18 protein-coding genes and 3 pseudogenes are annotated in these 24593 nt (G+C 36.9%); 7 read left to right on the forward strand and 14 right to left on the reverse strand.

The annotated features are described in order from the left end of the window. Positions 1-116 precede the first annotated feature (116 nt). On the reverse strand, positions 117-392 hold the full coding sequence (locus tag CWO92_RS08140) for a DUF202 domain-containing protein (protein WP_101353718.1): 276 nt from the start codon (positions 390-392) through the stop codon (positions 117-119). Positions 393-539: 147 nt separating this feature from the next. On the opposite strand from CWO92_RS08140, the gene CWO92_RS08145 reads away from it, so the two are divergent. After that, complete coding sequence (locus tag CWO92_RS08145; protein WP_101353719.1) at positions 540-1238, forward strand: YoaK family protein; 699 nt, start codon at positions 540-542, stop codon at positions 1236-1238. A 377-nt stretch (positions 1239-1615) separates the two neighbouring features. After that, entirely contained in the window at positions 1616-2977 is a 1362-nt protein-coding gene (locus CWO92_RS08150) for a M20/M25/M40 family metallo-hydrolase (RefSeq protein WP_101353720.1), read from the forward strand. Positions 2978-3059: 82 nt separating this feature from the next. Here the strand turns inward: CWO92_RS08150 and lacZ are convergent, their stop codons facing one another. The 9 genes and pseudogenes from lacZ to yedE all read right to left on the reverse strand — a co-directional run bounded on the left by lacZ (position 3060) and on the right by yedE (position 14659). Then, the gene (lacZ, locus tag CWO92_RS08155) at positions 3060-6107 is read right to left on the reverse strand and encodes a beta-galactosidase, LacZ type (protein ID WP_101353721.1); all 3048 of its coding nucleotides are present in this window, start codon (positions 6105-6107) and stop codon (positions 3060-3062) included. Between the two features lie 24 nt (positions 6108-6131). Continuing rightward, positions 6132-6956, reverse strand: coding sequence for a carbohydrate ABC transporter permease (locus CWO92_RS08160; protein ID WP_101353722.1), 825 nt, complete (start codon positions 6954-6956; stop codon positions 6132-6134). Further along, positions 6949-7875 carry a carbohydrate ABC transporter permease gene (locus CWO92_RS08165; protein WP_101353723.1) on the reverse strand — a complete coding sequence of 309 codons (927 nt, stop codon included), beginning with the start codon at positions 7873-7875 and terminating at the stop codon, positions 6949-6951. The genes CWO92_RS08160 and CWO92_RS08165 overlap by 8 nt, the downstream gene beginning before the upstream one ends. A 132-nt stretch (positions 7876-8007) precedes the next feature. Next, a pseudogene (locus tag CWO92_RS08170) lies at positions 8008-9294 on the reverse strand (ABC transporter substrate-binding protein). A gap of 168 nt (positions 9295-9462) precedes the next feature. After that, a complete protein-coding gene (locus CWO92_RS08175; protein WP_235851579.1) occupies positions 9463-11211 on the reverse strand; it encodes a sensor histidine kinase in 1749 nt (582 codons plus the stop codon). Then, the gene (locus CWO92_RS08180; RefSeq protein ID WP_165786638.1) at positions 11208-11525 is read right to left on the reverse strand and encodes a helix-turn-helix transcriptional regulator; all 318 of its coding nucleotides are present in this window, start codon (positions 11523-11525) and stop codon (positions 11208-11210) included. The genes CWO92_RS08175 and CWO92_RS08180 overlap by 4 nt, the downstream gene beginning before the upstream one ends. After that, on the reverse strand, positions 11522-12739 hold the full coding sequence (locus CWO92_RS08185) for a response regulator (protein WP_101353726.1): 1218 nt from the start codon (positions 12737-12739) through the stop codon (positions 11522-11524). Before CWO92_RS08185 ends, CWO92_RS08180 begins: the two co-directional genes overlap by 4 nt. A gap of 494 nt (positions 12740-13233) precedes the next feature. After that, complete coding sequence (gene yedF, locus CWO92_RS08190) at positions 13234-13461, reverse strand: sulfurtransferase-like selenium metabolism protein YedF (RefSeq protein WP_101353727.1); 228 nt, start codon at positions 13459-13461, stop codon at positions 13234-13236. Beyond that, positions 13451-14659, reverse strand: coding sequence for a selenium metabolism membrane protein YedE/FdhT (gene yedE, locus CWO92_RS08195; protein WP_101353728.1), 1209 nt, complete (start codon positions 14657-14659; stop codon positions 13451-13453). The genes yedF and yedE overlap by 11 nt, the downstream gene beginning before the upstream one ends. A 205-nt stretch (positions 14660-14864) precedes the next feature. Between yedE and CWO92_RS08200 the strand changes: the two genes are divergently transcribed. Further along, complete coding sequence (locus tag CWO92_RS08200) at positions 14865-15848, forward strand: NAD(P)H-quinone oxidoreductase (protein WP_101353729.1); 984 nt, start codon at positions 14865-14867, stop codon at positions 15846-15848. Positions 15849-15939: 91 nt separating this feature from the next. Here the strand turns inward: CWO92_RS08200 and CWO92_RS08205 are convergent, their stop codons facing one another. Further along, positions 15940-16476 (reverse strand): GbsR/MarR family transcriptional regulator, encoded by a 537-nt coding sequence (locus CWO92_RS08205; protein WP_101353730.1) that lies wholly within the window; start codon positions 16474-16476, stop codon positions 15940-15942. Between the two features lie 272 nt (positions 16477-16748). Between CWO92_RS08205 and CWO92_RS08210 the strand changes: the two genes are divergently transcribed. The 4 genes from CWO92_RS08210 to CWO92_RS08225 all read left to right on the forward strand — a co-directional run bounded on the left by CWO92_RS08210 (position 16749) and on the right by CWO92_RS08225 (position 20525). Continuing rightward, a complete protein-coding gene (locus tag CWO92_RS08210; RefSeq protein WP_101353731.1) occupies positions 16749-17900 on the forward strand; it encodes a betaine/proline/choline family ABC transporter ATP-binding protein in 1152 nt (383 codons plus the stop codon). Positions 17901-17911: 11 nt separating this feature from the next. After that, positions 17912-18565, forward strand: coding sequence for an ABC transporter permease (locus CWO92_RS08215; protein WP_101353732.1), 654 nt, complete (start codon positions 17912-17914; stop codon positions 18563-18565). 13 nt (positions 18566-18578) lie between these two features. Next, positions 18579-19490, forward strand: coding sequence for an osmoprotectant ABC transporter substrate-binding protein (locus CWO92_RS08220; protein WP_101353733.1), 912 nt, complete (start codon positions 18579-18581; stop codon positions 19488-19490). Between the two features lie 351 nt (positions 19491-19841). Next, the gene (locus CWO92_RS08225) at positions 19842-20525 is read left to right on the forward strand and encodes an ABC transporter permease (protein WP_101353734.1); all 684 of its coding nucleotides are present in this window, start codon (positions 19842-19844) and stop codon (positions 20523-20525) included. A 128-nt stretch (positions 20526-20653) separates the two neighbouring features. Here the strand turns inward: CWO92_RS08225 and CWO92_RS08230 are convergent. From CWO92_RS08230 to CWO92_RS08240, 3 genes and pseudogenes are all read right to left on the reverse strand, one after another. Beyond that, a pseudogene (locus CWO92_RS08230) lies at positions 20654-21277 on the reverse strand (TerD family protein); the annotation flags it as partial. A gap of 165 nt (positions 21278-21442) precedes the next feature. After that, positions 21443-22702, reverse strand: a pseudogene (locus CWO92_RS08235) (cysteine desulfurase-like protein). Next, positions 22689-23450, reverse strand: coding sequence for an N-acyl homoserine lactonase family protein (locus CWO92_RS08240; RefSeq protein WP_101353736.1), 762 nt, complete (start codon positions 23448-23450; stop codon positions 22689-22691). The pseudogene CWO92_RS08235 and the gene CWO92_RS08240 overlap by 14 nt, the downstream one beginning before the upstream one ends. Positions 23451-24593: the final 1143 nt, after the last annotated feature.

The following is a 24593-nucleotide window of genomic DNA, read 5'->3' on the forward strand; positions in this document are numbered from 1 at the left end:
AAACTCAAATAATTGGTAGATAAAACAGATTAGTATCTTCCTCAAACATATGGACTACAGAAAAGTCGATTACCACACAAGTTCCAGTTCTTCTTGTTTATATTGCTCCTCTTTTATTATTTAAGCCTATTAATGACTTTGATCCATTTATTTGAACGATAATAATGTATAAACCCGATAATAAGCAAAATGACTCCAAAAGTAATGGAAATGTACGCCGTAATTTCTAGTTTTACGTTTTTATCAAAAAACTGAATTAATGCAGCAGAAGCGGCAAAGAATGCTAAGGATGTTCGAATGTAAGCTAATAAGGTGCGAATATTAGCCAGCTTGGTTCTCTCCATTGCTAATAATTCGCTTGCAGATGCTGAGTTTTGCTCCTGTTTCTTCATATTTCTTCTCCTTTTACAAAAGATACCGATATGATAAATAAGTCCTATAATATCCCCTTCTTTTCCTAAAAATTAAAAATAGAAACTCTTTCACGAGGGCATGATTATTAGTAAAGAGAAACCGCCTATTCTGAAGGAGACACGATAATGACTCGTAGCCAAAACGTCATTCCCTCCCTTGCATCCAATTCTATTCTGCTTGGTTCTTTGTTAGCTATCGTAGGTGGATTTTTGGATACCTATACGTATATCAGCAGAGACGGGGTATTTGCGAATGCTCAAACGGGCAACATCGTCTTGCTCGCGATAAAAGTGGCAAGTGGCGATTGGAAACATTCTTTTATTTATCTTCCCCCAATCATGGCTTTTTTTCTCGGTGTTTTGATAGCAGAAATCGTAAAAACATCACGTCTTAGAGAATGGTTATATAGCTATCGACGTGCTATACTTTTGCTTGAATGTATGGTATTAATAATTGTCGGATTTTTGCCGAGCAATATACCTAATGTAGTGGTAACAGTATGTATTGCCTTTGTATCATCGGTGCAAATTTCTACTTTCAACAAACTAGATAAATGGTCGTACAATTCAACCATGACTACCGGAAATCTGCGAACCGCCTCTCAAGCTGCTTATTCTGCATTGATTCATAATGATGACGAAGCAGAAGAAAAATGTAAGAAGTTTTTTATCATCATCTTTTGTTTTTTATTGGGTGCATTAATGGGAACGATTTCGACTAATCATTTAGGCAATACATCGATATGGATTGCAGCAGGGATTTTATTCATTGCATTAATCCTATATCACAGAGATAAAGGTTATTTTAAGCATTCAGGCAGGTAAACCAAAAAATGACACGATCATTCCATGTCGTGTCATTCAATATGTGATTCATTAATTTTCAGCAGTCTATAAGCCACCACAATTGGAGGGATTGTCCTTCCTTTGGGATGCTGGATTCTCTTTATCCGGTTCTTTTACTACAGATTCCAATCCATATCCAGTTGAACTAATTTCCAATACTTCTTCTGTGTTCTGATGTAAACTTCCAGTCAGATGATCTTTTTTTATAAGGGCCTCCCTAAAGTTATTTGCTACTATTGTGCCTCATTTCTTAGGAGAAATTCTTTTGTAATAAAAAACAATAATCTAACTATTATACATCCTTAGAATATTATGTATATAATGAAAGACATACCAAAGAAAAGGAGTGCTAATAGATGAGCATAGAAAAAATAAGAGATTTTGTATCTGCTAATCAACTTGAATTCTTAGATCCACTTTATACTTTACTACGGCAGAAAAGTATTAGTGCTCAAAACGATGGTGTAGTAGATTGTGCAAACCTTGTTATGGAAATGATGAAGGAACTTGGAATTACGACACAACTCATTGAAACAGAAGGACATCCAGTTGTATTTGGTGAACTTATGGATCCTGCCAATACTTTTACCCTTTTAATCTACGGTCATTATGATGTTCAGCCTCCGGAGCCTTTAGAAAAATGGGAATCTAATCCATTTGAACCAGAGATCCGTAATGCAAGAATCTATGCTAGAGGTGCTGGTGACAATAAAGGACAGTTAGTAGCCCAGCTTCTAGGCGTAAAAACGTATTTAGAAACAATGGGCAAAATGCCAATCAATTTAAAATTTGTTTTTGAAGGAGAAGAAGAAATCGGCAGTATTCATTTAGCCTCCTTCGTAGAACAACATAAAGAATTGCTAAAAGCCGATTTAGTTTATACATCAGACGGTTCTTTGCATGAAAGCGGCTCCCCTACCATCCTGTTAGGTGTGAGAGGAATGCTTGCGATTGAACTTGAAGCAAAGGGCGCAGACCGTGACAACCATTCAGGGAACAATGGCAATATTGTCCCAAACCCTGTCTGGAAATTATTAGACCTTCTCGAAACTATGAGAGACAAAAATGGCAAAGTGTTAATCGAAGGATTTTATGACAATATTCTTCCTTTGACAGAGTACGAAAAACAATTACTAAAGAAACTGCCTTTTGATAAAAAAAGTGTTGGAGAGAAAATTGGTTATCCCCAATTAGAGATGAGTGGCGAAACCTACTATCGAAAATTAACAATGGAGCCTACCTTTAATATTTGTGGTGTCGAAAGTGGATATACAGGCGAAGGCATCAAAACCATTATCCCATCCACTGCACGTTTGAAAATGGATATCCGATTAGTAGTAAATCAGGATCCAATAGATATCTTTAATAAAATTAAAGCACATGTTTCCCTTCATGCTCCAGATGTACAAGTAACATATTTAGGATCGATGGAACCTTCACGTACAAATGCGGAATTGGAAGTGGTTAAAACAGTTGCTCAAGCAGTTCATCAAGCCTTTCATACAGAACCACTTATTCAACCAGCAATGGGCGGCTCTCTTCCTAACTATGTATGGACAAAAATACTGGAACTCCCATCTGTCATCGTTCCTTATGCAAATTTCGATCAAGGGAATCATTCTCCTAATGAAAATATTAAAATACATAATTTTTTAAGTGGGATTGTTTGTACAGCGCATGTCATTCATACATTAGGGAAAGTTGCGAGGGAAAATTAGATTTTTGGAGTAATTACTGCATGATCTTGAATGGAATCTAAAATATAGCAAGCCTTTCAACCGTAAGGCTTGCTATATTTTTTTATTCACTTACAAATGGATGAATCGGCTTCAACATAAAATCAAAGGCTAAGTCCTGATGCGAATGAATTAGGTATTCATGATGAACCGGTGCACCCCAGCTGTCATCTCCGCCAACACCCATTTGCTTTCCAACTGTTACAACCGTATAGTGAATATTTGGTAATTCATAATGGTGCAGGGCATTTTCCAGTTCAAACGCTGTATAAGGGGAAAAATTACATTCCAGTGGTTCCGTAACGGCTGATAGCTTGAGTCCAAATCCATCCCTGTTTTTAACACTAACCCGTCTGACCCCTGTTCGATTACCGGATTCCTGCGGCATAATATATTCGGATAAATTGTTGGAAACGCAATTATTAAATATTCCTAGTTTTGCTCCATTACACCGGTCAGAATAGTTTTCCTCCGGTCCCTTTGCATACCATTCCAGCAAATGATAATCAGCTGGGACTTTAAATGTAAGGGCGAATATAGGCATCTGCGGAAGATGATCTGCTCCATGATAAATTGCATTTACATAAATACTTCCGTCTGGATACACAGTGTAAATAGTGTTAACTTCTATTTCAGCAAGAATAGAAAACTTATACGTAAATACTATGCGAGTAAACCCCTGACCTTCTGTAACTTCTATATTGATACATTTTCTTGCTAAACTCGCTGCATACCAAACACCTGAATTATATCCTTGAGAAAAACCCCTGTCATTATCTGTAGTGGCTCTCCAGAATAGCGGCGTAATTGGTGTAGAAATCATCTCATTTCCAAAATAGTTTAAGGAAATAATACTCCCTACTTGTTTAGAAAATAAGATGGAGAATTCTTTTCCGTGAATGCCAATGTTAACATCACCGTGAACTACTTTAAAGTTTCCAGTCGGAATCGATGATTTTTGATTTTCCTTTTCCGTAAAAACATACTCTCCAAATGCGATTTCGTATCCTGCAGCTGCCCAAAGGCTGTCTTCTTTTAATCTAGCTAAAACATGAATGCAATATTCTCCTTCAAACCTGAAAATATTATTGGGCCACTTAAACACTGCCCCTCCATCGTTCAATGGCGCTACACTCACTTGCAGAATATCTCGAAATAATTCTTTCCCTTCATGATAAAGGATATATTCCAAATCATATTCCGAAGTATCCGAAAATAGGTTTTCGTTCCATATGGTTATACCCTCCCGATCAGGAAGTAATTTCAAATTTTGATATAAATATTTTACTTCCTGCATCTTTGGTGACGGCTTACGGTTTGCGTAGACAATACCATTTGTACAAAAACCGTAATCGGTAGGACGATCATCAAAATCTCCGCCATATGCTAGAAATTCCTTTCCATATCGGTCTTTCTTCACCAGCGCCTGGTCGATAAAATCCCATATAAATCCGCCTTGATACATTGCGTATTTTCGTTCTAAGTCTGTATATTTTTTCATACCGCCAAGGGAGTTTCCCATCGCGTGCATGTATTCACAGCTAATATAAGGCTTATTAGGATTTTTCGATAAATATTTTACAATTTCTGCAGGTTTTGCATACATTCGGCTTTCTATATCACTGGTATCATCAAAATCTCGGTTATGAAAAACTCCCTCATAGTGGACAAGCCGGGAGGAATCTACCGATTTAAAGTAGCGAGAAACATTTAAAATGACCTCCCCTGCATATGATTCATTCCCACATGACCAAATTAAAATAGATGGATGGTTTTTATCGCGCTCATACATCGAAATAGCACGGTCTAAAACAATATCTTGCCACTCTGATTTGTTTCCTGGTATGTTCCATGAAGGCTCAATTGCCCCTATTTTTTGCCAAGATCCATGTGTTTCCAAGTTCATCTCATCTATTACATAAATTCCATATTGATCACATAAATCGTACCATTCACTTTGATTAGGGTAATGAGAGGTACGAACGGCGTTAATATTGTTCTGCTTCATCGTTTTTATATCCCAAAGCATATCTTCTTTTGTGATAGATCGGCCCCTTCGACAATTAAATTCGTGGCGATTCACCCCTTTGAAGACAATACGTTCCCCGTTCAGTTTCATTATCTTATTAACTAGCTCGAATTTACGGAATCCAATGTTTACTGGTACTACTTCTACTAAACTTTCGTCTTTTTTAAATACTTGAATATAGAGCTTATATAAATATGGTTTTTCTGCACTCCATAGCTTTGGTGATTTCAGTGAACAGCTTATGAATCTTTTTTCATTAGCATTTTGATTTTCTGCTGTTCGAGCTACCAATGTTCCGCTAGCATCATATAAATCTCCAACTATTTTAGCTTCCTCTGCTGATGATAAAGTTAAATCTAGCTTCAGTATCCCTTTTGAAAAAGTAGAATTTAAATCGGTTACAACTTTGACATCGCTTATATGAATGTCAGGAATAGTATAAAGATATACATCACGAAATATCCCTGAGAATCGCCAAAAATCTTGGTCTTCCAACCAACTTCCTGTACTTCTTTGGTAAACCTCCACAGCCAGTTTATTATCGTGATCCTGAAGATACGGCGTTAATTCAAATTCTGATGGAGTAAAGGAGTCCTCGCTATAACCGACAAATTCTCCATTCAGCCACACAAAAAAGGCTGATTCTACTCCCTGGAAAGAAATAAATACAGATCTATCCTGCATATTTTTCGGTAAATCAAAATACCGCACATAACTTCCGACCGGATTATCATCCTCTGGAACTTCCGGTGGCCGAATTGAATGAATACCGTCCCAAGGATACATGGTATTTACATATTGAGGTTTCCCGTAACCCTGCAGTTGAATATGCTCTGGTACTTGAATGTCTCCCCAATTAGAGCAGTTAAATTCGAATTGAAAAAAATTTTTGGGCCTACTTCCAGGATTCACAGAATAATGAAATTTCCAATATCCATTTAATCCATAACGCATTGGCATCGGACCCGCATTTTTCGCTTCCTCCATTGTTTCATAGTACGAATGATTTGAATGAGCCTTAATCCGGTTAACTGCATAGACTTTGACGTCTGATAGCCAATGAATATCTGGACTTGTTACCATCTTAATCACCTTTTTCTTTAAAATTTATTTGACAGAACCCATCATTCCAGCTACAAAATGTTTTTGCATAATAAAGAAGATAAGTGCTGCAGGTAGGGTAGCGATAACGATTGCCGTCATGATCATTCCATAATCAGGAGCGTAACTGGACCCGAGATTGGATATTAATAATGGAATTGTTTGATTCTCTGGAGTTTGTAATATAACCAATGGCCATAAATAACTATTCCAAGAGGATGTGAACGTAATAATGGCTGCAGCAGCATAGCTTGTTTTCATGGTTGGAATATAAATTCTAAAGAAAATTCCAAACTCCGTTAATCCGTCCATTCTTCCAGCTTCAAGTATTTCCTTAGGAAACATCTTCGTGCTTTGACGAAAAAAGAAAATAAGGAAAGCAGTCGTAATAGTCGGGAGAATAACAGCTGTATGTGTATCAATACCAAACGCTGGAACTGTTTGAGTAATGGTCCCAAACATCTTAAATAAAGGAACCATTAATGCTGCAAACGGGATCATCATTGATAGCAGCAATATATTAAAAACGATATCTTTGAATTTACTTTTAAAAATTTCAAATCCATATCCTGCAAGCGACGCAATCAGTAATGCAAGTACCGTCGTGATAACCGAGATTTTAGCTGAGTTTATTAAGGCGGTTCCGAGTTCTGCTCTTTCCAAAAGATGATGGAAATTTTGCACAAACTGGTTTCCTGGCAATAATCTACCTGCCGTAACATCGACCGATTTATTCGTTGCGCTAACAATCATCCATATAAATGGGAAAACCGAAATAATAGCAGCAATTGTTAAGACAACATAGTTTAACATATGTTTCCAATTATTCATGTTTATCACCTGCCACTCTGAACTGTATGAATGAGAAGAATATGATTAAGATAACAATAGAATAGGAAACGGTAGCTGCATAACCAAAATCGGGAGTATATTTAAAGGACAAATTATAAATATATTGAGAAATCGTCATTGTCGCATTTGCCGGTCCTCCCTTTGTAATATTCATGACTTCATCAAATAGCTGAAGTGTACCAATTGTAGATGTTATCGAAGTAAATAAAATGATTGGTTTTAACATAGGTACAGTAATCCTAAAGAGCTGTTGAACGGAAGAGGCACCGTCCATTCTTGCTGCTTCATAGATAGATTCATCCACATTTTGAAGGGCAGATAAAAAGAAAATCATATTATACCCCGTCCATCTCCAGGTAATCGCAATAATAATGGCAATCTTAGCTAAAAAAGGATCTGTTAGCCATGGTATTGGTTCTGAAATCAGTGAAAGCTTAGAAAGGAATAAATTGATAATGCCATCCTGGCCGAATAAGTACTTAAAGATAACAGAATAGGCAACAAGTGATGTAACACAGGGCAAAAATATTGCTGTACGATAGACCCCTTTTAATCTCAATTTTTTATTATTTAATAAAACTGATAGAAACATAGCTAGTATAATCATGATGGGAACTTGAATAATTAAATAAATCACCGTATTCTTTAAGGTCGTAAGAAACACGGGGTCTTTTACTAATCGAACATAATTATCCAAACCCACAAAGGTTTGATTCAATCCATTACCTGAATGAAAGGACATGATGAGTGCCTGGATCATCGGATAAAAATAAAACAAACAAATTAATATCGTTGCTATAGCAATAAAAGACCAACCAATCAGCCCTTTTTTCATCCGAAGTTTTCGACCGGAATTTTTCGCTAAATAGAGATGTTGATTTGCTTTCGCTGGTATCATACGTTCCACTCCCTATACAAATAGCCTTGGAAACCGCCGCCTCTATTTCCATTAGTAGACTAGCCAGCAGTTTCCAAGGCTAATTCTCTAAAACAATTTCTGAAAATAGCCTATTTTACCGATTTTAAGTAGTTATTTAATTTGTTCTTCTGCTTGTTTCTGTGCATCTTGCAGGACTTTTTCCAGATCTTTTCCTTTTAAGTAGTCCTGCATGGAAGCAGCCAAAATATCCTCGATTTCATAAGTATGCAAGCCATAGTTTACTTGAGGGATATTTCCAGTCCAGCTTGCGAAATTAGAGATAATCTTTTGTCCCCCAAAGAAATCATCTGTTGCCTTATATGCTTCACTATCTGCTGCAGGCTTATAAGTACCGATTGCGCCAATTTCTTTAACTAAAGATTGATAGAAATCAACATTAGAACCAAATGTCTTTGCTAAAAAGTCAGCGGCTTTTTCCTTACCGGGTACATTAAGTACATACCAAGAGCTTCCTCCTAAATTAGATGCATTGACAGAGGTGGAAATACCAGCAAGTTTTGGAAGTGGTACTACTGCCCATTTGCCTGCTTGATTGGCTTGTGCTTTTACAGACGGTGTAATCCAGTTTCCAGTTGGAACACTTGCGACCGCTCCACTATTAAATGCGGCAACGAACTGGCTCCAATCAGAATTTGGCTTAACAATATCTGCATCAACGATTTTTTTATAAGTTTGAAAAGCATCTTTTAATGCGGCATTATCGGCAATATCTGGTGTTTGTCCATCATCCTTTACATACCAGGAACCACTTGACTGAATCATCATACGAATAAGACCAAGATCTTTTGGATCCTGTGTGAGCATTTGTTTTCCAGTAGCTTTTTTTATTTTCTTACCAATTTCGATCTATTTGTCCCAATCAATATTTTGTAAGTCATTTACTGAGTAACCTGCTTTTTGTAAATAGTCAGTTCGTACATACAGCCCGGTAACACCTGAATCGAATGGAACTCCGTAATTTTTGCCGCTTAAAGTATTGGCAGCCACTTTATAGGAAGCAAAATCATCTGTTTTATAAGTGCCGGTCAAATCATAAAACATATCAGGATATGATTTCAAAAACCCTTGGGAACGATAATCTTCAATTAAAACAATATTCGGCAAGCCTTTCGTAGAACCAGAGCTTAAAGTTGTATTTAATTTTTGAACAATATCATCTTGTGCCATCTCTACAACCTTAATCTTAAGTTTGGAATCGACGTCTTTATATACGTCTTTTGCAATTTCCATCGCTTTAATATTAAAGTTTGGATCCCATGCCCATACTGTAATTTCTTTTACATCCTTACTTTCACTCGATGACTTTTCACTTGAACCCGAAGAACAAGCTGTCAATAGCAGCATACATGCAATAAAGAGTGCTAGTATTTTTTTCATTAAAATTCCCCCATATTCGTAATGTAAGCGCTAACTTCCTGTGATAATTATGGTAACACCGTAATGAAGGAAAATGTTAGGATGATTTTTATGAAAAATAGTAATTTTTTATAAAAATGAATTCGCTTTCAAGACCTATTTGAACTATTTTTAGATTTTAGTATTTTTTTATGATTGGCAAGGTATGGTGATTAGGACTTTAGTACCTTCCCCTGGCTTACTTGTAATCTTGACTCCGTAGGGTTCCCCATAAATTAGCTGGATCCTTTCATGAACATTTCGAACTCCTATTCCAGAGAATAGTTGCTGTTTGCGCTTTGTTTTCGGGAGTTTTTCGTCTATGGGGCTCATTCCATCCCCATTATCCGTCACTTCACATTTTAGCAGTTCATTGTCGCGCCAAATAAGAACATTAATGGTTCCTTCCTGCTTTTGATTAAATCCATGAAAAAAGGAATTTTCTATAAATGGCTGTAATATTAATTTTGGTATTTGAACATGCTTACAATCTAGCCCCACAAAATAATTAACTTGTATACGGTTCCCATAGCGCATTTGATTGATGAGCACATAGTTTTTCAAATTGTCCAATTCCTGTTCAATGGTGATGGTTTCACTTACATTTCCAATCGTATTTTGCAATAACGAAATTAAAGCATTAATAATTGCTTCCGAATCTTCTTTTCCCCTCTGCTTTACCAAAAACTTTATCGATGCTAATGTATTGTACAAAAAATGCGGATTAATTTGCTGTTGCAAAGCAGCTAGTTCCGCATGCCGCTGTTGCTTTTGGGAAAGCATTAATTGCTCTACATATTCATGTAATTCATCCAGCATGGAATTAAATGCATTCCCAATTTGCTTCGTTTCATAGGTACCCGTAACCGCAACATACTGATCAAAATTATTTTTGGAGACATTGCTAATTTGCCTTACTAAGATCGATAAGGAATTAGTCAATCTTCTGGACGCAAAGAATACTATTAGTAAGGCAAGTAGGACAATCCCCATTAAAATCAACGTGATTTCCTTTGAATCGATTAAATCTCCAAATGCCGTTTGCTTATCAATAATATTAAAGAGATACATATCAAAGGAAGGCAGATAATTCATTAAGATAACTTGATCCTTCCCCATAAATTTTCCAACAATATATTTTTGAGAGCTGTTTTTTAATTTAGCAGCATAGTCCAAAAAATCTCTTGATTTTTGACCAATTAGCTTTGACTGATTACTGGAGACGATCAATCCGGTTTTGTCGACGAGATAAACATTATTCCCCGGACTTGTGTAGCTTGTATAGAACTTCCTAATTTCTTTTTCTGAAATAGCAAAGTACATGGATCCATAAATTTTTTCCGTAATTCGTTCCATTAGCGCTCTTGTGGCAACAATATATTGTTTTTGCTTGTCTAAACGATGATACTGATACATCAACTTTTTCGGCTGCTCCAAAGTTTTTTTGCGAAGTGTACTTGTTTCGAGTTCGCGGTCTGTTATAGGCCAGTAGTTTTGATAGGTCGAAAAACTAACCCCATTTATTCCCATAATCACAATATCCATATCATAGGGTACAAAATTTGATTGGATTCGTTTCATTTGTTGACCAATTGTATAAAACGAAGTCATCTTTTGCCTGTCGGATTGCTTTCCGCTCAATACAGACTTAATCGTGCCACTCGTGAGAAAGTTGTTAGATGCTTGTACAATAGAATAATTAAATGATTCGAAGCTATCGATAACCTGATTCATTACTGTTGCATTCATGATACTGAATTTACCAAAGAAAAATTTCTCTGACATCCGGATTGTGGTCCAAGCAATCGTAACCGATACAATAACAATAATTACAACGGTTATGAAAAACATATTGATAAATAATCCACGTTGTTTAAAGCTGACAGGAATCCATCTCATCTTTTCCATCTCTTAACGGTTGTATGTTTTCTTTTAAATTGACTAGGAGACATACCTTGTACTTTTTTAAAAACTTTGCAAAAATAACTATGATCGGAATAACCGACCATTGCACTTATTTGCGAAATGCTCGCTGCTCCCTGGATAAGCAGTTTAGATGCTTCCTCTATGCGAATTCGGTTCAAATATTCATTAAACCCTTCTTTGTTATGGGTGGAAAAATAACTGGAAAGATAGGATGGGCTAAAATGAAATTGCTTGGCTACTTCTGTTAACGAAAGTGGTTCATGGTGGTGATTCTTTATGTAATTCAACAGTGATTTTGCACCGCTGTAATGCATTGTTTCGCAGCTTCTATAAAACCATTCAATATCTGTAAAGTTGCTTGTGCGGATGAGGCTTCTTCTATCCTTTTAAAATACGTATACTTTCTTTTATCCAATTCCTTCACATCCAAATCCATATTGCCAAGTAGGATAATGATGTTAAAGATGCAGTTGCCCATAAAGGACTTATATTCAAAAATATCCATTGTATAGCACTTAGATAATTCGGAAGCATAGGATGATAAATACATAAATGCTACATCGAAATTGTGTAGTTTAAGATCATTCGTAAATTGCTCCAAATTAAAGGGAGCCACTTGATTTGGAGGATCTGGAAGATTTCTTTCCATAAGCAATGGCATGTAATTTAAATAGAAATGATATGGAAGTAACTGCAATAATGTTTTGTATGCCTCGCCAATTTGATTCATCTCCTCGAAAACGTCACTTAATGCAAATTTCGCTTTCTCCATGGACTGTGCCAGATGATAGGAAATCTCAACTACTTTATCATTATTTTCGGACCTTGTATTAAGAACGATAAGAATGATAGACTGATTCAAACAAAGAGTATAAAAGGTACCAAAGGGAAATTCTTTAAGGAATATGCGTTCAATCTCATTTTTACAAATATCCAAATGGGTAGTGGGAATCTTGTTCACATCGGCACCAAATAAAAAGAAATGCCGGTATGGAAACATATTTTCCACCTCACCTGGTTCAAAACAAACCTCATACCCAGAAATCATTCTTTCCAGCTTTTGACCAATGGATAGCTTGCTATTTTCTTGTATTGCTAATTTTTGCAGATATGGTATTCGATTCGCAGCGGTCTTTAATGTCTTCAAAAGCCCTTCTGCATCCAACTTTGGCTTTAATATATAGTCCACTACCCCATTTTGAAATGTTGACCGAACATAATCATATTCACTAAAACTACTAAGAATAATAATCTCCATCTGAGGGTATTTTTCTTTTACTAATCTCGTTAATTCCTCTCCATCCATAATAGGCATTATAATATCGGTTATTAAAATATGCGGAGACACTTTTTCGATTAACTCCAATGCTTCTTGACCGTTCGAAGCCTCTCCAACGATTTGGAAGCCCTCCTTCTCCCAATCAATATAATGCTTAATTCCTTGTCGTATTAACAATTCATCATCTACAATTAGTGTTCGAATTAATTCTTTCGCTGACATAGACTCCCCTCCCCTTTTCCATGTTTAATGAAGTTATACTATTTTTATATCATACTAATTATGAGTTTTTAAATAAATCTGAAAATACCTCCTACCCTTCATTTTATAAATGCGCTTTTCTTAAACCTTGTTTAAAATCCAAAAGCCGATTTTAACCTGTTACTATTTACAATATTTTTCTACTATCTAATGAAAACGGAATGTAGAAAAGAGCGCGAATCCTATCTATTTCAAGGATTATACTCTTATAGGAAATGCAACAATCTTTGAGAAAACAGCCTTATAAAAAAAGCATATGGGTGATACTTGTTCTCTATTTTTCACGTACTGATTCACCAGAAAGCTAATGGCAATAAAGTGAGGTGTTTATTGGCTAAACCTAATGATTGTAGAGAGAAGCAGAAATTCGTTAACGGATAGCTGCTTATACAGACACTGGTTTTATCATTTCGGATGCAAAAAAGAGCCTTCACGATTTGTGAAAGCTCTTTAGATTAAGCGATGATATAAAAAAGATATTCTCTTCCATTTTTCATTGGTTCTTGCGCCATTTGGTATCCGTGTTTCACTACTTCCTCCGGAACATTTCTGAAAGATGACGGACAGTCGGTAATGACTTGAAGAATCTTCCCCTTTTCCATATCTTTTAATGTTTCTAAAGTATAGATGACAGGATATGGACAGGATTCTCCTCTGATATCTAATGTAAAATCAATGGACATGTTTATTATGATCCCCTTTCTTAAAGCCTACTTCGAAACGATAATTTTTTTGCCAATAGACTGCGATGATAAAGCAAAGAGCAAGTAAAATAAGCGTAATGATCAGTGCAGAAGCTGGTCCCATTACTGTGATAAGATTAATTGGTTTTCCGCTTTTTACCAAATAATTGTAAACTCCAAGATGATCCCAAGCATAGGAAAGCAATGTTGCCCCAAAGACATTCCCGATAAATACCATCAAATAGTGAACCTGTCCTTCCATCAACCGGTACATCATCCCAGTTTCACAACCGCTAGCCAAGACAATTCCCAATCCAAAAAGCAGCCCGCCAATAAAGGTGCTTGGTGCCGCAATTTTCGTTACAGGCTCTAAGCCATAAGCAATAATAACGATTAGAGTAGCCACGGAACTGATCACCATTCCCAATAAAATTGCCTTCGTCATGGTTGCTCTGCCGCTGATCCATAAATCACGAAAAGCAGAGGTGAAGCATATTTGTCCTCTTTCTATTAAAATACCAAAAGCTGCTCCAAAAATAGCCGCTACTCCAAGCATGGTTTTTCCTGTACTAAATAAATACACAATGATTCCAATATAAAGTATAGCAACAAGTCCGCCAATGTACGGCTGTATTGGGTGTTTCTTTTTCAAAATCTCAGCAGTATTTCCCTTTAGCAGCACAGGTTTCCCTTTCCACCATTTTAATTGGACAATCTTTGTACCAATAAAAGTACCAATTCCTGTCGCAACCATAAAAATCCAAGAATGCAACGAAAATTGTGGTACACCTGTGAAAAAGGCGGCTAGATTACAGCCGAGGGCTAACCGTGCACCGAAGCCTGCAATGATACCGCCTATGAGGCCTTGAATCAATCTCCGTTTTTGTTTCGGAATTCTAATTTTAAAGCTATTACTGAATAAAACCATCATAAGTGCTCCAATAAACATCCCCCAAACAATCCAGCCATCTGTACGGCTAAATGTAGTTCCTTGCATTTGTATTAGTTGGAAGTAAGCCCAATCGGAAATATCCACACCAAAGAGCTGTAAAATATGTCCTCCTAATCTGGTAAACTCACCAGTCACCGCCCAAACCGTTTTGGTTATTCCAAAATAAAGAGCACTTAAAATCCCGGCAATGCCTATCGCGATATATGGGCTCCAATAATGGTTGAATATTTTGTTGATTACTTTCATTTAGTAAAAACTCCCTTTTCAAAATTTCCCTCTCTATTTTACTACAAAAATAGAAAGTGTATTACGTATGTTTACATTGCATATTATTTGATTCTCAAGAAATGTTTATTTAGGATTAATAACAAACCTTAAAATTCCATAACATATATTTGGATAAACCTCAAAATGAATAAGCTGTAAAAATTTTTTAGTAGGAAGTGTTATAATGAAGGCTGTCATTGTAGATAAACCAGGAGGCCCAGAACAACTTAAAATAGTTGAAATGCCTACTCCCAAACCTAAAAAGGGAGAATTACTAATAAAAGTAGAAACTGCCGCCATAAATCGAACAGATATTATAACGCGTGAAGGAAAAGCGGGTTATGCTCTCAATCCAATCTTAGGTGTTGAAATCGCAGGCACTGTTGCAGAAACAAATGGAAATGATACCTTCTCGATTGGAGACAGAGTAATGGGACTTGTTAATGGTGGAGGATATGCTGAATATGCCGTCATGCCTGCAGATCGTGCGATGAAAATTCCTGATACGCTTTCATTTGAAGAAGCAACAGGAATTCCTGAGGTGTTCCTAACCGCCTATCAAACGCTATATTGGATTGGAAAATTGCAAAAGCAAGAAACCGTGTTAATCCATGCAGGTGCAAGCGGCGTTGGTACCGCTGCGATTCAATTAGCAAAAATATTAAGTAACGCTAAGGTTATTGTTACTGCTGGATCCAAAAGAAAACTTGAATTTTGCCGTACATTAGGTGCTGATATCCTTATCAATTACAAGGAACAGTCCTTCGAAGAAGAGGTTCTAAAAGCGACAAATGGTAATGGCGTAGATTTAATTCTAGACTTTATTGGCGCCGATTATTGGGAGAAAAACTTAGCAAGTATTAAACAAGAAGGTCGTTGGGTCCTTATCGGAATCTTGGGAGGAAGTGAAGTAGAAAAGATGAATTTATTCAGCCTTATGTCAAAGTGCGTTCAAATTACTGGAACTTTACTAACCCCAAGAAGTGATGAGTACAAAGCTCAGCTAACGCAAGAATTTATGGAAACAGTAGCTCCCTATATCGAACGAAAAGAAATAATGCCTGTAATCGATGAGGCATTCTCTCTAGATATGGTGCAAGCAGCCCATCAACACATGGAGGACAACAAGAATATTGGAAAAATTATTCTTAAGATAAATAAAGGGTAACTCATCTACAAATATAAGAACATGAAAAAAGTAACCCCTTCCAAGTTTTCGGGTTACTTTTTTTGTTCCATCATTTATCGTTTTATAACGCTCACGTTTTCGGTACATATTTAAAGATTTCATTGCTTTCAAAAAAATCAACTAATCGGGTTAACCAATTATAATAATCTGCCCACTTTTTCATTTCCAGAAGTAATTCATTTACTTGTTCTTCCATTTCAGGTGAAAGCTCTTCACCTTCCTTTAATTCGTTTAGCTCTCGGATTACTTTTTTCTCGAACATTTTATTTCGATTGATTGTTTTTCTCCAATTAGATGTAAATATCGTGATAAAGGTATCGTAGTAATCATCTTCGACATCATAAATATCTTTACGAACCCCTTTTTCAAAAACTTTTTCCGCTATATTAAGTTCGACCATTTCACGAACCACTTGGCTCATTCTCGTCTTACTCATGCCAGTTTCATTGGAAAGTTCATCTAGTGTCATCGGTTTTCGATTCATATAAATAATCCCAAGTATCCGTCCAACCGTCGAGGAAACCCCGTATGCTCGCATATTATCGGCAATTTTCTCTATATATTGTTCTTTTACTTGAGTAACTTTTTCTAACGCTTTCTCATCCACAGGTAGTAATCTCCTTTCGACTACCAATTATACTATGACAATGTAACATACATCTAGCGAAAATTAAAATACGATATGTGGTAGGAAACAGGAGTATTTTTTAGAAAAATTGGGTAATTAACATAATAGATCTTTATACAATCCAAAATTTGCACGATATCGATAAAATACATACAGTTTATAAACTTTATATTTTACAAACTTTACACTATACTAAAATAGTACCGAACATATTATCGATTAAGTGTATAAAATTTCGGAGGTGTTTTCATTTGCTTAAATTTGAACATGTTACAAAGGTGTATAAAGGAGGAAAAACAGCGGTTAAGGATTTGAATATGGAGTTTCAGCCCGGTGAGTTTATTGTATTTATTGGTCCAAGTGGCTGCGGGAAAACAACAACCATGAAAATGATTAACCGTTTGATCGAACCTACCAGCGGCAGTATTTATATTAATGGAAAAAATATTTTAGAAAAAGATCCTGTTCAACTAAGACGGGAAATTGGCTACGTTATTCAACAAATTGGTTTATTTCCTCATATGACCATTCAACAAAACATATCACTCATTCCAAAACTACTAAAATGGCCGGAAGACAAGCGCCGCGAACGAGCAAAAGAACTACTGAAACTAGTAAATATGACAGAAGATTATCTAGATCGCTACCCACATGAATTAAGCGGTGGGCAACAGCAGCGGATTGGAGTATTACGTGCGTTAGCAGCAGATCAACCATTAATTTTAATGGATGAACCATTTGGTGCTCTTGATCCCATCACACGTGATTCCTTACAAGATGAATTTAAAAGGCTTCAACAATCATTAGGAAAAACTATCGTATTTGTTACCCATGATATGGATGAAGCGATAAAACTAGCCGATCGCCTTGTAATTATGCGCGACGGACAATTAGTGCAAATCGGCACTCCGGATGAAATATTACGAGAACCGGCAGATTCCTTTGTGGAAGAATTTATCGGAAAAGAACGCCTGCTTCAAGCACGGCCAAATATTCAAACCGTGGAACAAGTAATGAACCCGAAACCGATAACCATTACAGAGGATAAATCTATATCGGAAGCCATTCAAATAATGAAAGATCAACGAGTCGATTCCCTGTTAGTAGTAGATCGATATCAAGTACTAAAAGGTTTTATCGACGTAGAAATGATTGACCAAAATCGCAAGAAATCCGTAAATGTTGGGGATATCCTCAATACACAAGCATTTGCCGTGCAAAAAGACTCTTTAGTTCGAGAATCCATTAGACAAATCTTAAAACGTGGAATGAAATATGTTCCTGTCGTGGATGAGAAACAACGTCTTGTTGGTATCGTAACAAGAGCTAGTCTTGTCGATATTGTTTATGATTCCATTTGGGGGGATGTAGAAGCGGAGAAACAAGAAAAACATGTAGGATAGGAGGAATTTAGATGGATAGTTTACTACAGTTTTTGAACAGCTATTGGTCTGAAATGTTATTTAAAACTTGGCAGCATTTTTACATCTCTATTATTGCCGTCATTTTTGGTATCATTGTGGCTGTTCCGCTTGGGATCGCATTAACACGAGTACCAAAAGTTGCCGGAATTATCATGGGAATCGCAGGCGTTGTCCAAACCTTTCCGAGTCTTGCTATATTAGCCTTTTTTATTCCTATTCTGGGAGTCGGGGTTAAGCCTGCAGTTATTGCTTTATTTTTCTATTCAGTCCTACCCATCTTAAGAAACACCTATACTGGTGTAAAAGGGATTGAACGAAATCTGCTGGAAGCAGGTCGCGGGATGGGTATGACTGGATGGGAACGTGTTCGCTATGTGGAAATACCATTAGCGATCCCGGTTATCATGGCAGGAATTCGTCTTTCCACTGTTTATCTAATTGGCTGGGCCACTCTTGCCTCTTTTATCGGAGCTGGGGGTCTTGGAGATTATATTTTCAGCGGACTTAATCTATATCAACCGCAATTTATTATCGCGGGGGCAATTCCTGTTACGATTCTAGCCCTCTTAGTCGATTTTCTACTAGGAAAAATCGAAAAATGGGCTACCCCTAAAGGAATTCGCAATGTAAAAGAAGCTGTCTAGGAAGGAGCTAATTATGAAGAAAAGCAAATGGATAATCGGATTGATTTTGTCGTTCTCCTTGCTATTTAGTGGATGCTCCTTACCAGGCTTGAGTGCATCTTCTAATAAGACCATCAAGATTGGAACAATGGTGACGACAGAATCACAAATTTTAGGATATATGCAAAAATACATGATTGAACATTATACTGGTTTAAAAGTAGATATCGTAAACAATTTAGGCTCTTCCATTGTCCTTCATAAAGCGATGGAGAATGGGAATGTAGATATTTCCTCCGTTCGTTATACTGGGACGGATTTAGCAGGGGCACTAGGAATGGAACCAGTAAAGGACCCTAAGAAAGCGTTAAAAATTGTTCAAAATCAATTTCAAAAACGTTTTGATCAAACTTGGTTTGATTCCTATGGATTTGCTAATTCCTATGCTTTTACTGTATCGCAGGATTTTGCTAAAAAAAATCATCTGGAAAAAGTATCTGATTTGAAGCCATTGATTCATGACTTAAGACTAGGTGTCGACAATTCATGGTTAAAACGTAAAGGTGATGGGTATGAAGGCTTCACAAAGGAATATGGTTTTGAATTTGGGCACACCTATCCAATGCAAATCGGTTTAGTGTATAAAGCAGTTCAAAGCGGGAAAATGGATGTCGTTTTAGCGTATACAACAGACGGAAGAATCAGCGCTTATCACTTAAAGGTATTGGAAGATGACAAACATTTCTTCCCTCCTTACGATGCCTCCCCTGTTGCAAGAAATGATGTATTAAAGCAACATCCCGAGCTGAAAAAAGTTTTGCAAAAACTAGTTGGAAAAATTAGTACGGAAGAAATGCAAAAATTAAACTATGACAGCGATGGTAAAATGAAGGAACCATCTGTAGTGGCAAACGAATTTTTGGAGAAGCATCATTACTTTGAATAATGTAAAGCTCAGCTAACGTATGGTTTACGTAGTTATAAGTATTGTCCCTGTAAGTGACGTAGGAGCATTCTATGACTATTATGATTGTAATTCTGGTAGCAGACTGGAAACGGGAACAATAGTCGGTGTTTCGTGACCATTAACTAGCTGGCCAAGGGAAATTGGGTATGTTGGTAGTGGTTCAAGGAATCCGGGCACGATCGCTGGGTTGGTATCCGAATTACAAGTGATTAAAGTAAACTACTCAAGTGGTTTACAAGCTTATTCCGATTATAGAGAAGTCTAGTCGAGGTGGTTGAGCTAGATCCTAATTATAATGACATTAAAAATAGCAGAGAGTGAGGTGCTGATATGGATACACTACAAGGAATTGTAAACTATTATATGCAAAACGGAAGTTACGTTTGGGAACAGTTTTACCGCCACTTTTTAATGTCAGCCTATGGAGTGTTATTTGCTGCTATTGTGGCTATTCCACTAGGAATCTTGATGGCGCGCTATCATAAATTAAGTACTTGGCTCTTGTCTCTGGCAAATATTATTCAAACCATTCCTGCCTTGGCGATGGTATCGGTGCTTATGCTAGTGATGGGATTGGGAACGAACACCGTTGTCCTCTCCCTATTCCTTTATTCTTTATTGCCAATTCTTAAGAATACCTATACTGGAATACAGAGTGTGGATCAATTTTTATTAGAATCAGGTAAAGCAATGGGAATGACGAAATTTCAAGTATTAAGAATGGTAGAGCTTCCCCTTGCATTATCAGTTATAATGGCAGGCTTACGAAATGCACTAGTTATTGCAATCGGTATTGCTACCATTGGAACCTTTGTTGGCGCAGGAGGCCTTGGTGACATCATTGTCCGTGGAACGAATGTAACCAATGGTGCCCCTATTATTCTTGCTGGCGCTATCCCAACTGCAGTAATGGCAGTTGCAGCTGATTTTATTATGGCGTGGCTGGAACGAAGTCTATCTCCGATTAAGAAGAAGAAAAAAGTAGAGCAGGTGGAGTTGGAGAAAGCTGCTTAAACTTGGTATTAAATAGCTATTATTTTCGGATGCAAAATAGTAGAGAATTCGAGGCACTGTTTTTTTGAAACAGTGCCTCGTACTTTTTTCTTCTCTTCTTTAACTTGAAAAGCCTCTTTTTTTGATCATTATTTACTGCCAGCAACCCACTTCATACCCCAACGATACGCATGGTCCATATCTTGATGACCATTGAAGTATTCCACCAATCGCTGGACTTTAAAGGTTTCATCATTAACATTTTCAATCATCGCTATCGCACACATAATTTTACCATTGCGATGTTCATCTAGTTTTACCTCAATATCTGGACCAGAAGGGTATTTTAATGTTACGATTCCATCCGCTTGCGACCAGTTCGCTACACCTTCATAGATAAAAGAATAAACTAAAATCCTTTTAATATCTTTAATCATATTTCCGTTTATTCGCAAATTTTCTCCACTAGATACAGAACCAGTGCGATCATCTCCATCCAGTTCTATGTAAGGAAAACTACGAAAGGAACCAAATGAATTTCCCAATGCTTGCACGCATCCCTTTTGCCCATTTTTTAATTCATATAAACAACCTAAATCTAAATCGACACCAGCATTCCCTTTTCCAAACAACGTAGAAAGGATTCCCCCGGATTTTTTTGTTTGTTGATTCCAATTAAGATTTACTAAAATTTCACCTATCAATTGTGTATTACTTTTTGTTAGATTTATAGATTGCCCTTTTTTTGTTAATTCAATTTTACTTAAATTTACCATTGGTCCCTCCACCTTTTTCAAATAAGCTATATTACCATTATATCAACAATTGGAAAATATAGTATAAATTTAGTGGAATTTATCGAAATTCCTGGGATGAAAATAAAAACCGACCTATCAAACTCCTTTAATAGGTCTGTAAATGATTTTAAAAATCTATCATTAAAATTTAACGGCTTGACTGACTACCTGTTTCACAGCTTCAACCAATTTTTCTGCTTCTTCAACAGTGTTATATGGAGCGAGTCCAGCGCGGATCCAACCACCTTTATCATTAAGACCTAACTTATCTGCTAAAGTAGTAGCATAAAAGTCTCCATCTGCGATAAAAATGGCATGTTCTTCTGCAAGATTAAGGCAAAAATCAGTAGGAATTACCCCCTCTACCCGGAAGGCAATCGTAGGAGTTTTAAGTATATTCGGTGGAGTTTGATAGAGTGTAACTTCAGAAATAGCAGATAAACCATTACGGATTCTATTCGCTAATTCATTTTCGTGATCCTCAATCGCTTTGTACCCACTTACAATTCTTTCACTACGTGTCGAACCTGTTCCAAGGTTTTCAATAAATTCAATGGCTGGTTTGATAGCAGCAATTCCTTCATGGTTTTGCGTTCCCGTTTCCAGTTTATCTGGTGTATTGGTAGGTGCCGGCACTAACTTATACGGTTCAAGTGATTCAAATAAGCCTTTACGTATGATGGAAATCCCAACATGTGGTCCAAAAAACTTATACGCAGAGCAAAGGATAATATCGGCACCAATCAAATTTCGGTCGATAGCAAAATGAGGAACGGCGTGAACCGCATCCACCGCAAGTATTGCACCAACTTCCTTTGCTCGTTTTGAAATTTTTTGAATGTCGGTAATCGTGCCAACAGCATTAGATGCTAATGTAACTGCGACGAGTTTCGTTTTTTCATTAATTGTTTCTTCCAAGTCTGTTAAATCCAAAGATAGAGTTTCTGTGTCCACCTTCAGCCAGCGAGCGTTAAGATTATTATCGCGAGCTGCCGTTAACCATGGATCCACATTGGCACGATGATCAATTTACGTTACAACTATTTCATCCTCTTCCTGCCACTGTTTGCTTAAAGCACGGGAAATCGAGAAAGCAAGTGAGGTCGAATTCTGACCAAAAGCCACTTCATCCTCCTCGGCCCCAACAAGATCGGCAACAATACGTCTTGCTTGAGCGATATGATCCTCGGTTTCCCTACTCGATGGAAATTGGCCATGCAGATTAGCTCCCCCATTTGACATGTAAGTTACCATTGCTTCGATTGCGGTTTTTACTACTTGTGATCCACCGGGTCCATCCAAATAGACTGCAGACATTCCATTATAAGTTCTTTTCAATGCAGGAAATAATTCTCTAACATTATCAATTGGAAAAGCTGTCATACAGTTACCTCTTTTCATTTATTAACTGGTCAGACCATTCTTTTTCCTGTTCTACATCATGACCGTAAAACACGTTCACCTTTTCACTTTTTGCAATTTCTTTTAACTTGGTAATCGAGTTAATTGTATCCTCGGCATTATGTATTGCAAACGGGACATTGTATTCATAATTACTTCTTGTGTAAGCAGCATCAATTGTTAAAAGAATATTCCCAGATTCCTTTGTCTGAACCAGAACTGATTGGTGGCCTGGGCTATGACCAGGAGTGGCTAATAATTGTAACCCTGGTACTAATTCCTTATCGCCATCTCCCCACTTATAATTTAGTCCAAGTCTCTTACAAACTTCGGGATATCCCTGCTTTTTCATAGCTGCATCAAATTCAGCACGCTGAAGATAAATTTCCGTATTTGGAAACATAGCATTTCCTCCAGCATGGTCAAAATGCAAATGAGAACTGATTAGACATGCTAAATCATTAAGTTGATACCCTTGGCAATGCAAAATGTTTAGAATAGTGTCCTCTTCCTTCATTTGTGGAGCGATAGACCCATCACTCATTCCGCCGAATAACCCCAATGGATCTTGCACACATGATTCTGGCATTCCGGTATCGATAAGAATCGGTCCATCCGTTGTTTCAATCAGATAAACCCAAACCGGTAAACTTACTGTTAACCTCCCATGCTCCATACGTGTATCAAGGATAGTACCATCAACTAGACACCGCCCCGCCGGAAGTAAGGATAATTTTTTTATTGCCAAAGAAAAACTCTCCTCCCATATATGATTCATAACGCAAACTTGGTTCTTGTTTACCTCTTTATACTATTGAGAATATTCTAATTTTTAAATCAATACCAGTGCTTTTTTTTATCATCAAATACCGCCTCATACCAATCAAGTTCTAGTTTTTGATATTTTTTATTACAATTAAGTAAAGGCATGCCAAATACCATTTTGTTTTAGTAGCCATGAGACTTTCTCTGGTTTTTCTTACATGTGGGTGCATTTTGTACGGTGCTGATGATATAAATGGCTATATTCGAAGCGGCCGTTTTAGAAAAATTGATGCACCAAGGAATTGAGCAAAAACGGAATTACTTACTTGTTTTACAAGTTAAGTGTTGTATTTCGAATTATTTAGCTTGATATGCGTTTAACGTATAAAATTTGTTAAATGTTGACGATAACCTTCAAAAAAGCATAAAGGAAGGGGTTGAATGTGACCGATGTATGAATAAAATCAGAATTAAGGTCACATTCATCAGCTCAATGTGACCGATGTATGAGTAAAAACAGGATTAAGGTCACATTCATGGGCTCAATGTGACCGATGTAAGAATAAAAACAGAATTAAGGTCACATTCATAGGGGGAATGTGACCGATGTATGAGTAAAATCAGAATTAAGGTCACATTCATAGGCGGAATGTGACCGATGTCACAGAAAAAACAGAGTTAAGGTCACATTCATAGGCGGAATGTGACCGATGTAAGAGTAAAATCAGAATTAAGGTCACATTCATGGGATCAATGTGACCGATGTATGAGAAAAAACAGAATTAAGGTCACATTCATGGGATCAATGTGACCGATGTAAGAGTAAAATCAGAATTAAGGTCACATTCATAGGCGGAATGTGACCGATGTAAGAGTAAAAACAGAATTAAGGTCACATTCATGGGCTCAATGTGACCGATGTATGAGAAAAAACAGAATTAAGGTCACATTCATGGGCTCAATGTGACCGATGTATGAGTAAAAACAGAATTAAGGTCACTTTCACGGGCTCAATGTGACCGATGTCACAGAAAAAACGGTAATATTCGATAAGCTGCGGGATGGTTCTGTGGAATCCGACAGAATTGTAAAGACGTATAAAATTTTAGCTAGGATTTTATTGGCA

It is taken from the genome of Heyndrickxia camelliae (assembly GCF_002844575.1).
GTDB lineage: Bacteria > Bacillota > Bacilli > Bacillales > Bacillaceae_C > Margalitia > Margalitia camelliae.

Bases quoted from the DNA above. Each gene is read 5' to 3' on its own strand.
- CWO92_RS08185 (WP_101353726.1), bottom strand. From the start codon at position 12,739: ATGTCAGCGAAAGAATTAATTCGAACACTAATTGTAGATGATGAATTG.
- CWO92_RS08165 (WP_101353723.1), bottom strand. From the start codon at position 7,875: ATGATACCAGCGAAAGCAAATCAACATCTCTATTTAGCGAAAAATTCC.
- CWO92_RS08160 (WP_101353722.1), bottom strand. From the start codon at position 6,956: ATGAATAATTGGAAACATATGTTAAACTATGTTGTCTTAACAATTGCT.
- lacZ (WP_101353721.1), bottom strand. From the start codon at position 6,107: ATGGTAACAAGTCCAGATATTCATTGGCTATCAGACGTCAAAGTCTAT.
- CWO92_RS08200 (WP_101353729.1), top strand. From the start codon at position 14,865: ATGAAGGCTGTCATTGTAGATAAACCAGGAGGCCCAGAACAACTTAAA.
- yedE (WP_101353728.1), bottom strand. From the start codon at position 14,659: ATGAAAGTAATCAACAAAATATTCAACCATTATTGGAGCCCATATATC.
- CWO92_RS08220 (WP_101353733.1), top strand. From the start codon at position 18,579: ATGAAGAAAAGCAAATGGATAATCGGATTGATTTTGTCGTTCTCCTTG.
- CWO92_RS08225 (WP_101353734.1), top strand. From the start codon at position 19,842: ATGGATACACTACAAGGAATTGTAAACTATTATATGCAAAACGGAAGT.
- yedF (WP_101353727.1), bottom strand. From the start codon at position 13,461: ATGTCCATTGATTTTACATTAGATATCAGAGGAGAATCCTGTCCATAT.
- CWO92_RS08145 (WP_101353719.1), top strand. From the start codon at position 540: ATGACTCGTAGCCAAAACGTCATTCCCTCCCTTGCATCCAATTCTATT.
- CWO92_RS08150 (WP_101353720.1), top strand. From the start codon at position 1,616: ATGAGCATAGAAAAAATAAGAGATTTTGTATCTGCTAATCAACTTGAA.
- CWO92_RS08175 (WP_235851579.1), bottom strand. From the start codon at position 11,211: ATGAGATGGATTCCTGTCAGCTTTAAACAACGTGGATTATTTATCAAT.
- CWO92_RS08215 (WP_101353732.1), top strand. From the start codon at position 17,912: ATGGATAGTTTACTACAGTTTTTGAACAGCTATTGGTCTGAAATGTTA.
- CWO92_RS08140 (WP_101353718.1), bottom strand. From the start codon at position 392: ATGAAGAAACAGGAGCAAAACTCAGCATCTGCAAGCGAATTATTAGCA.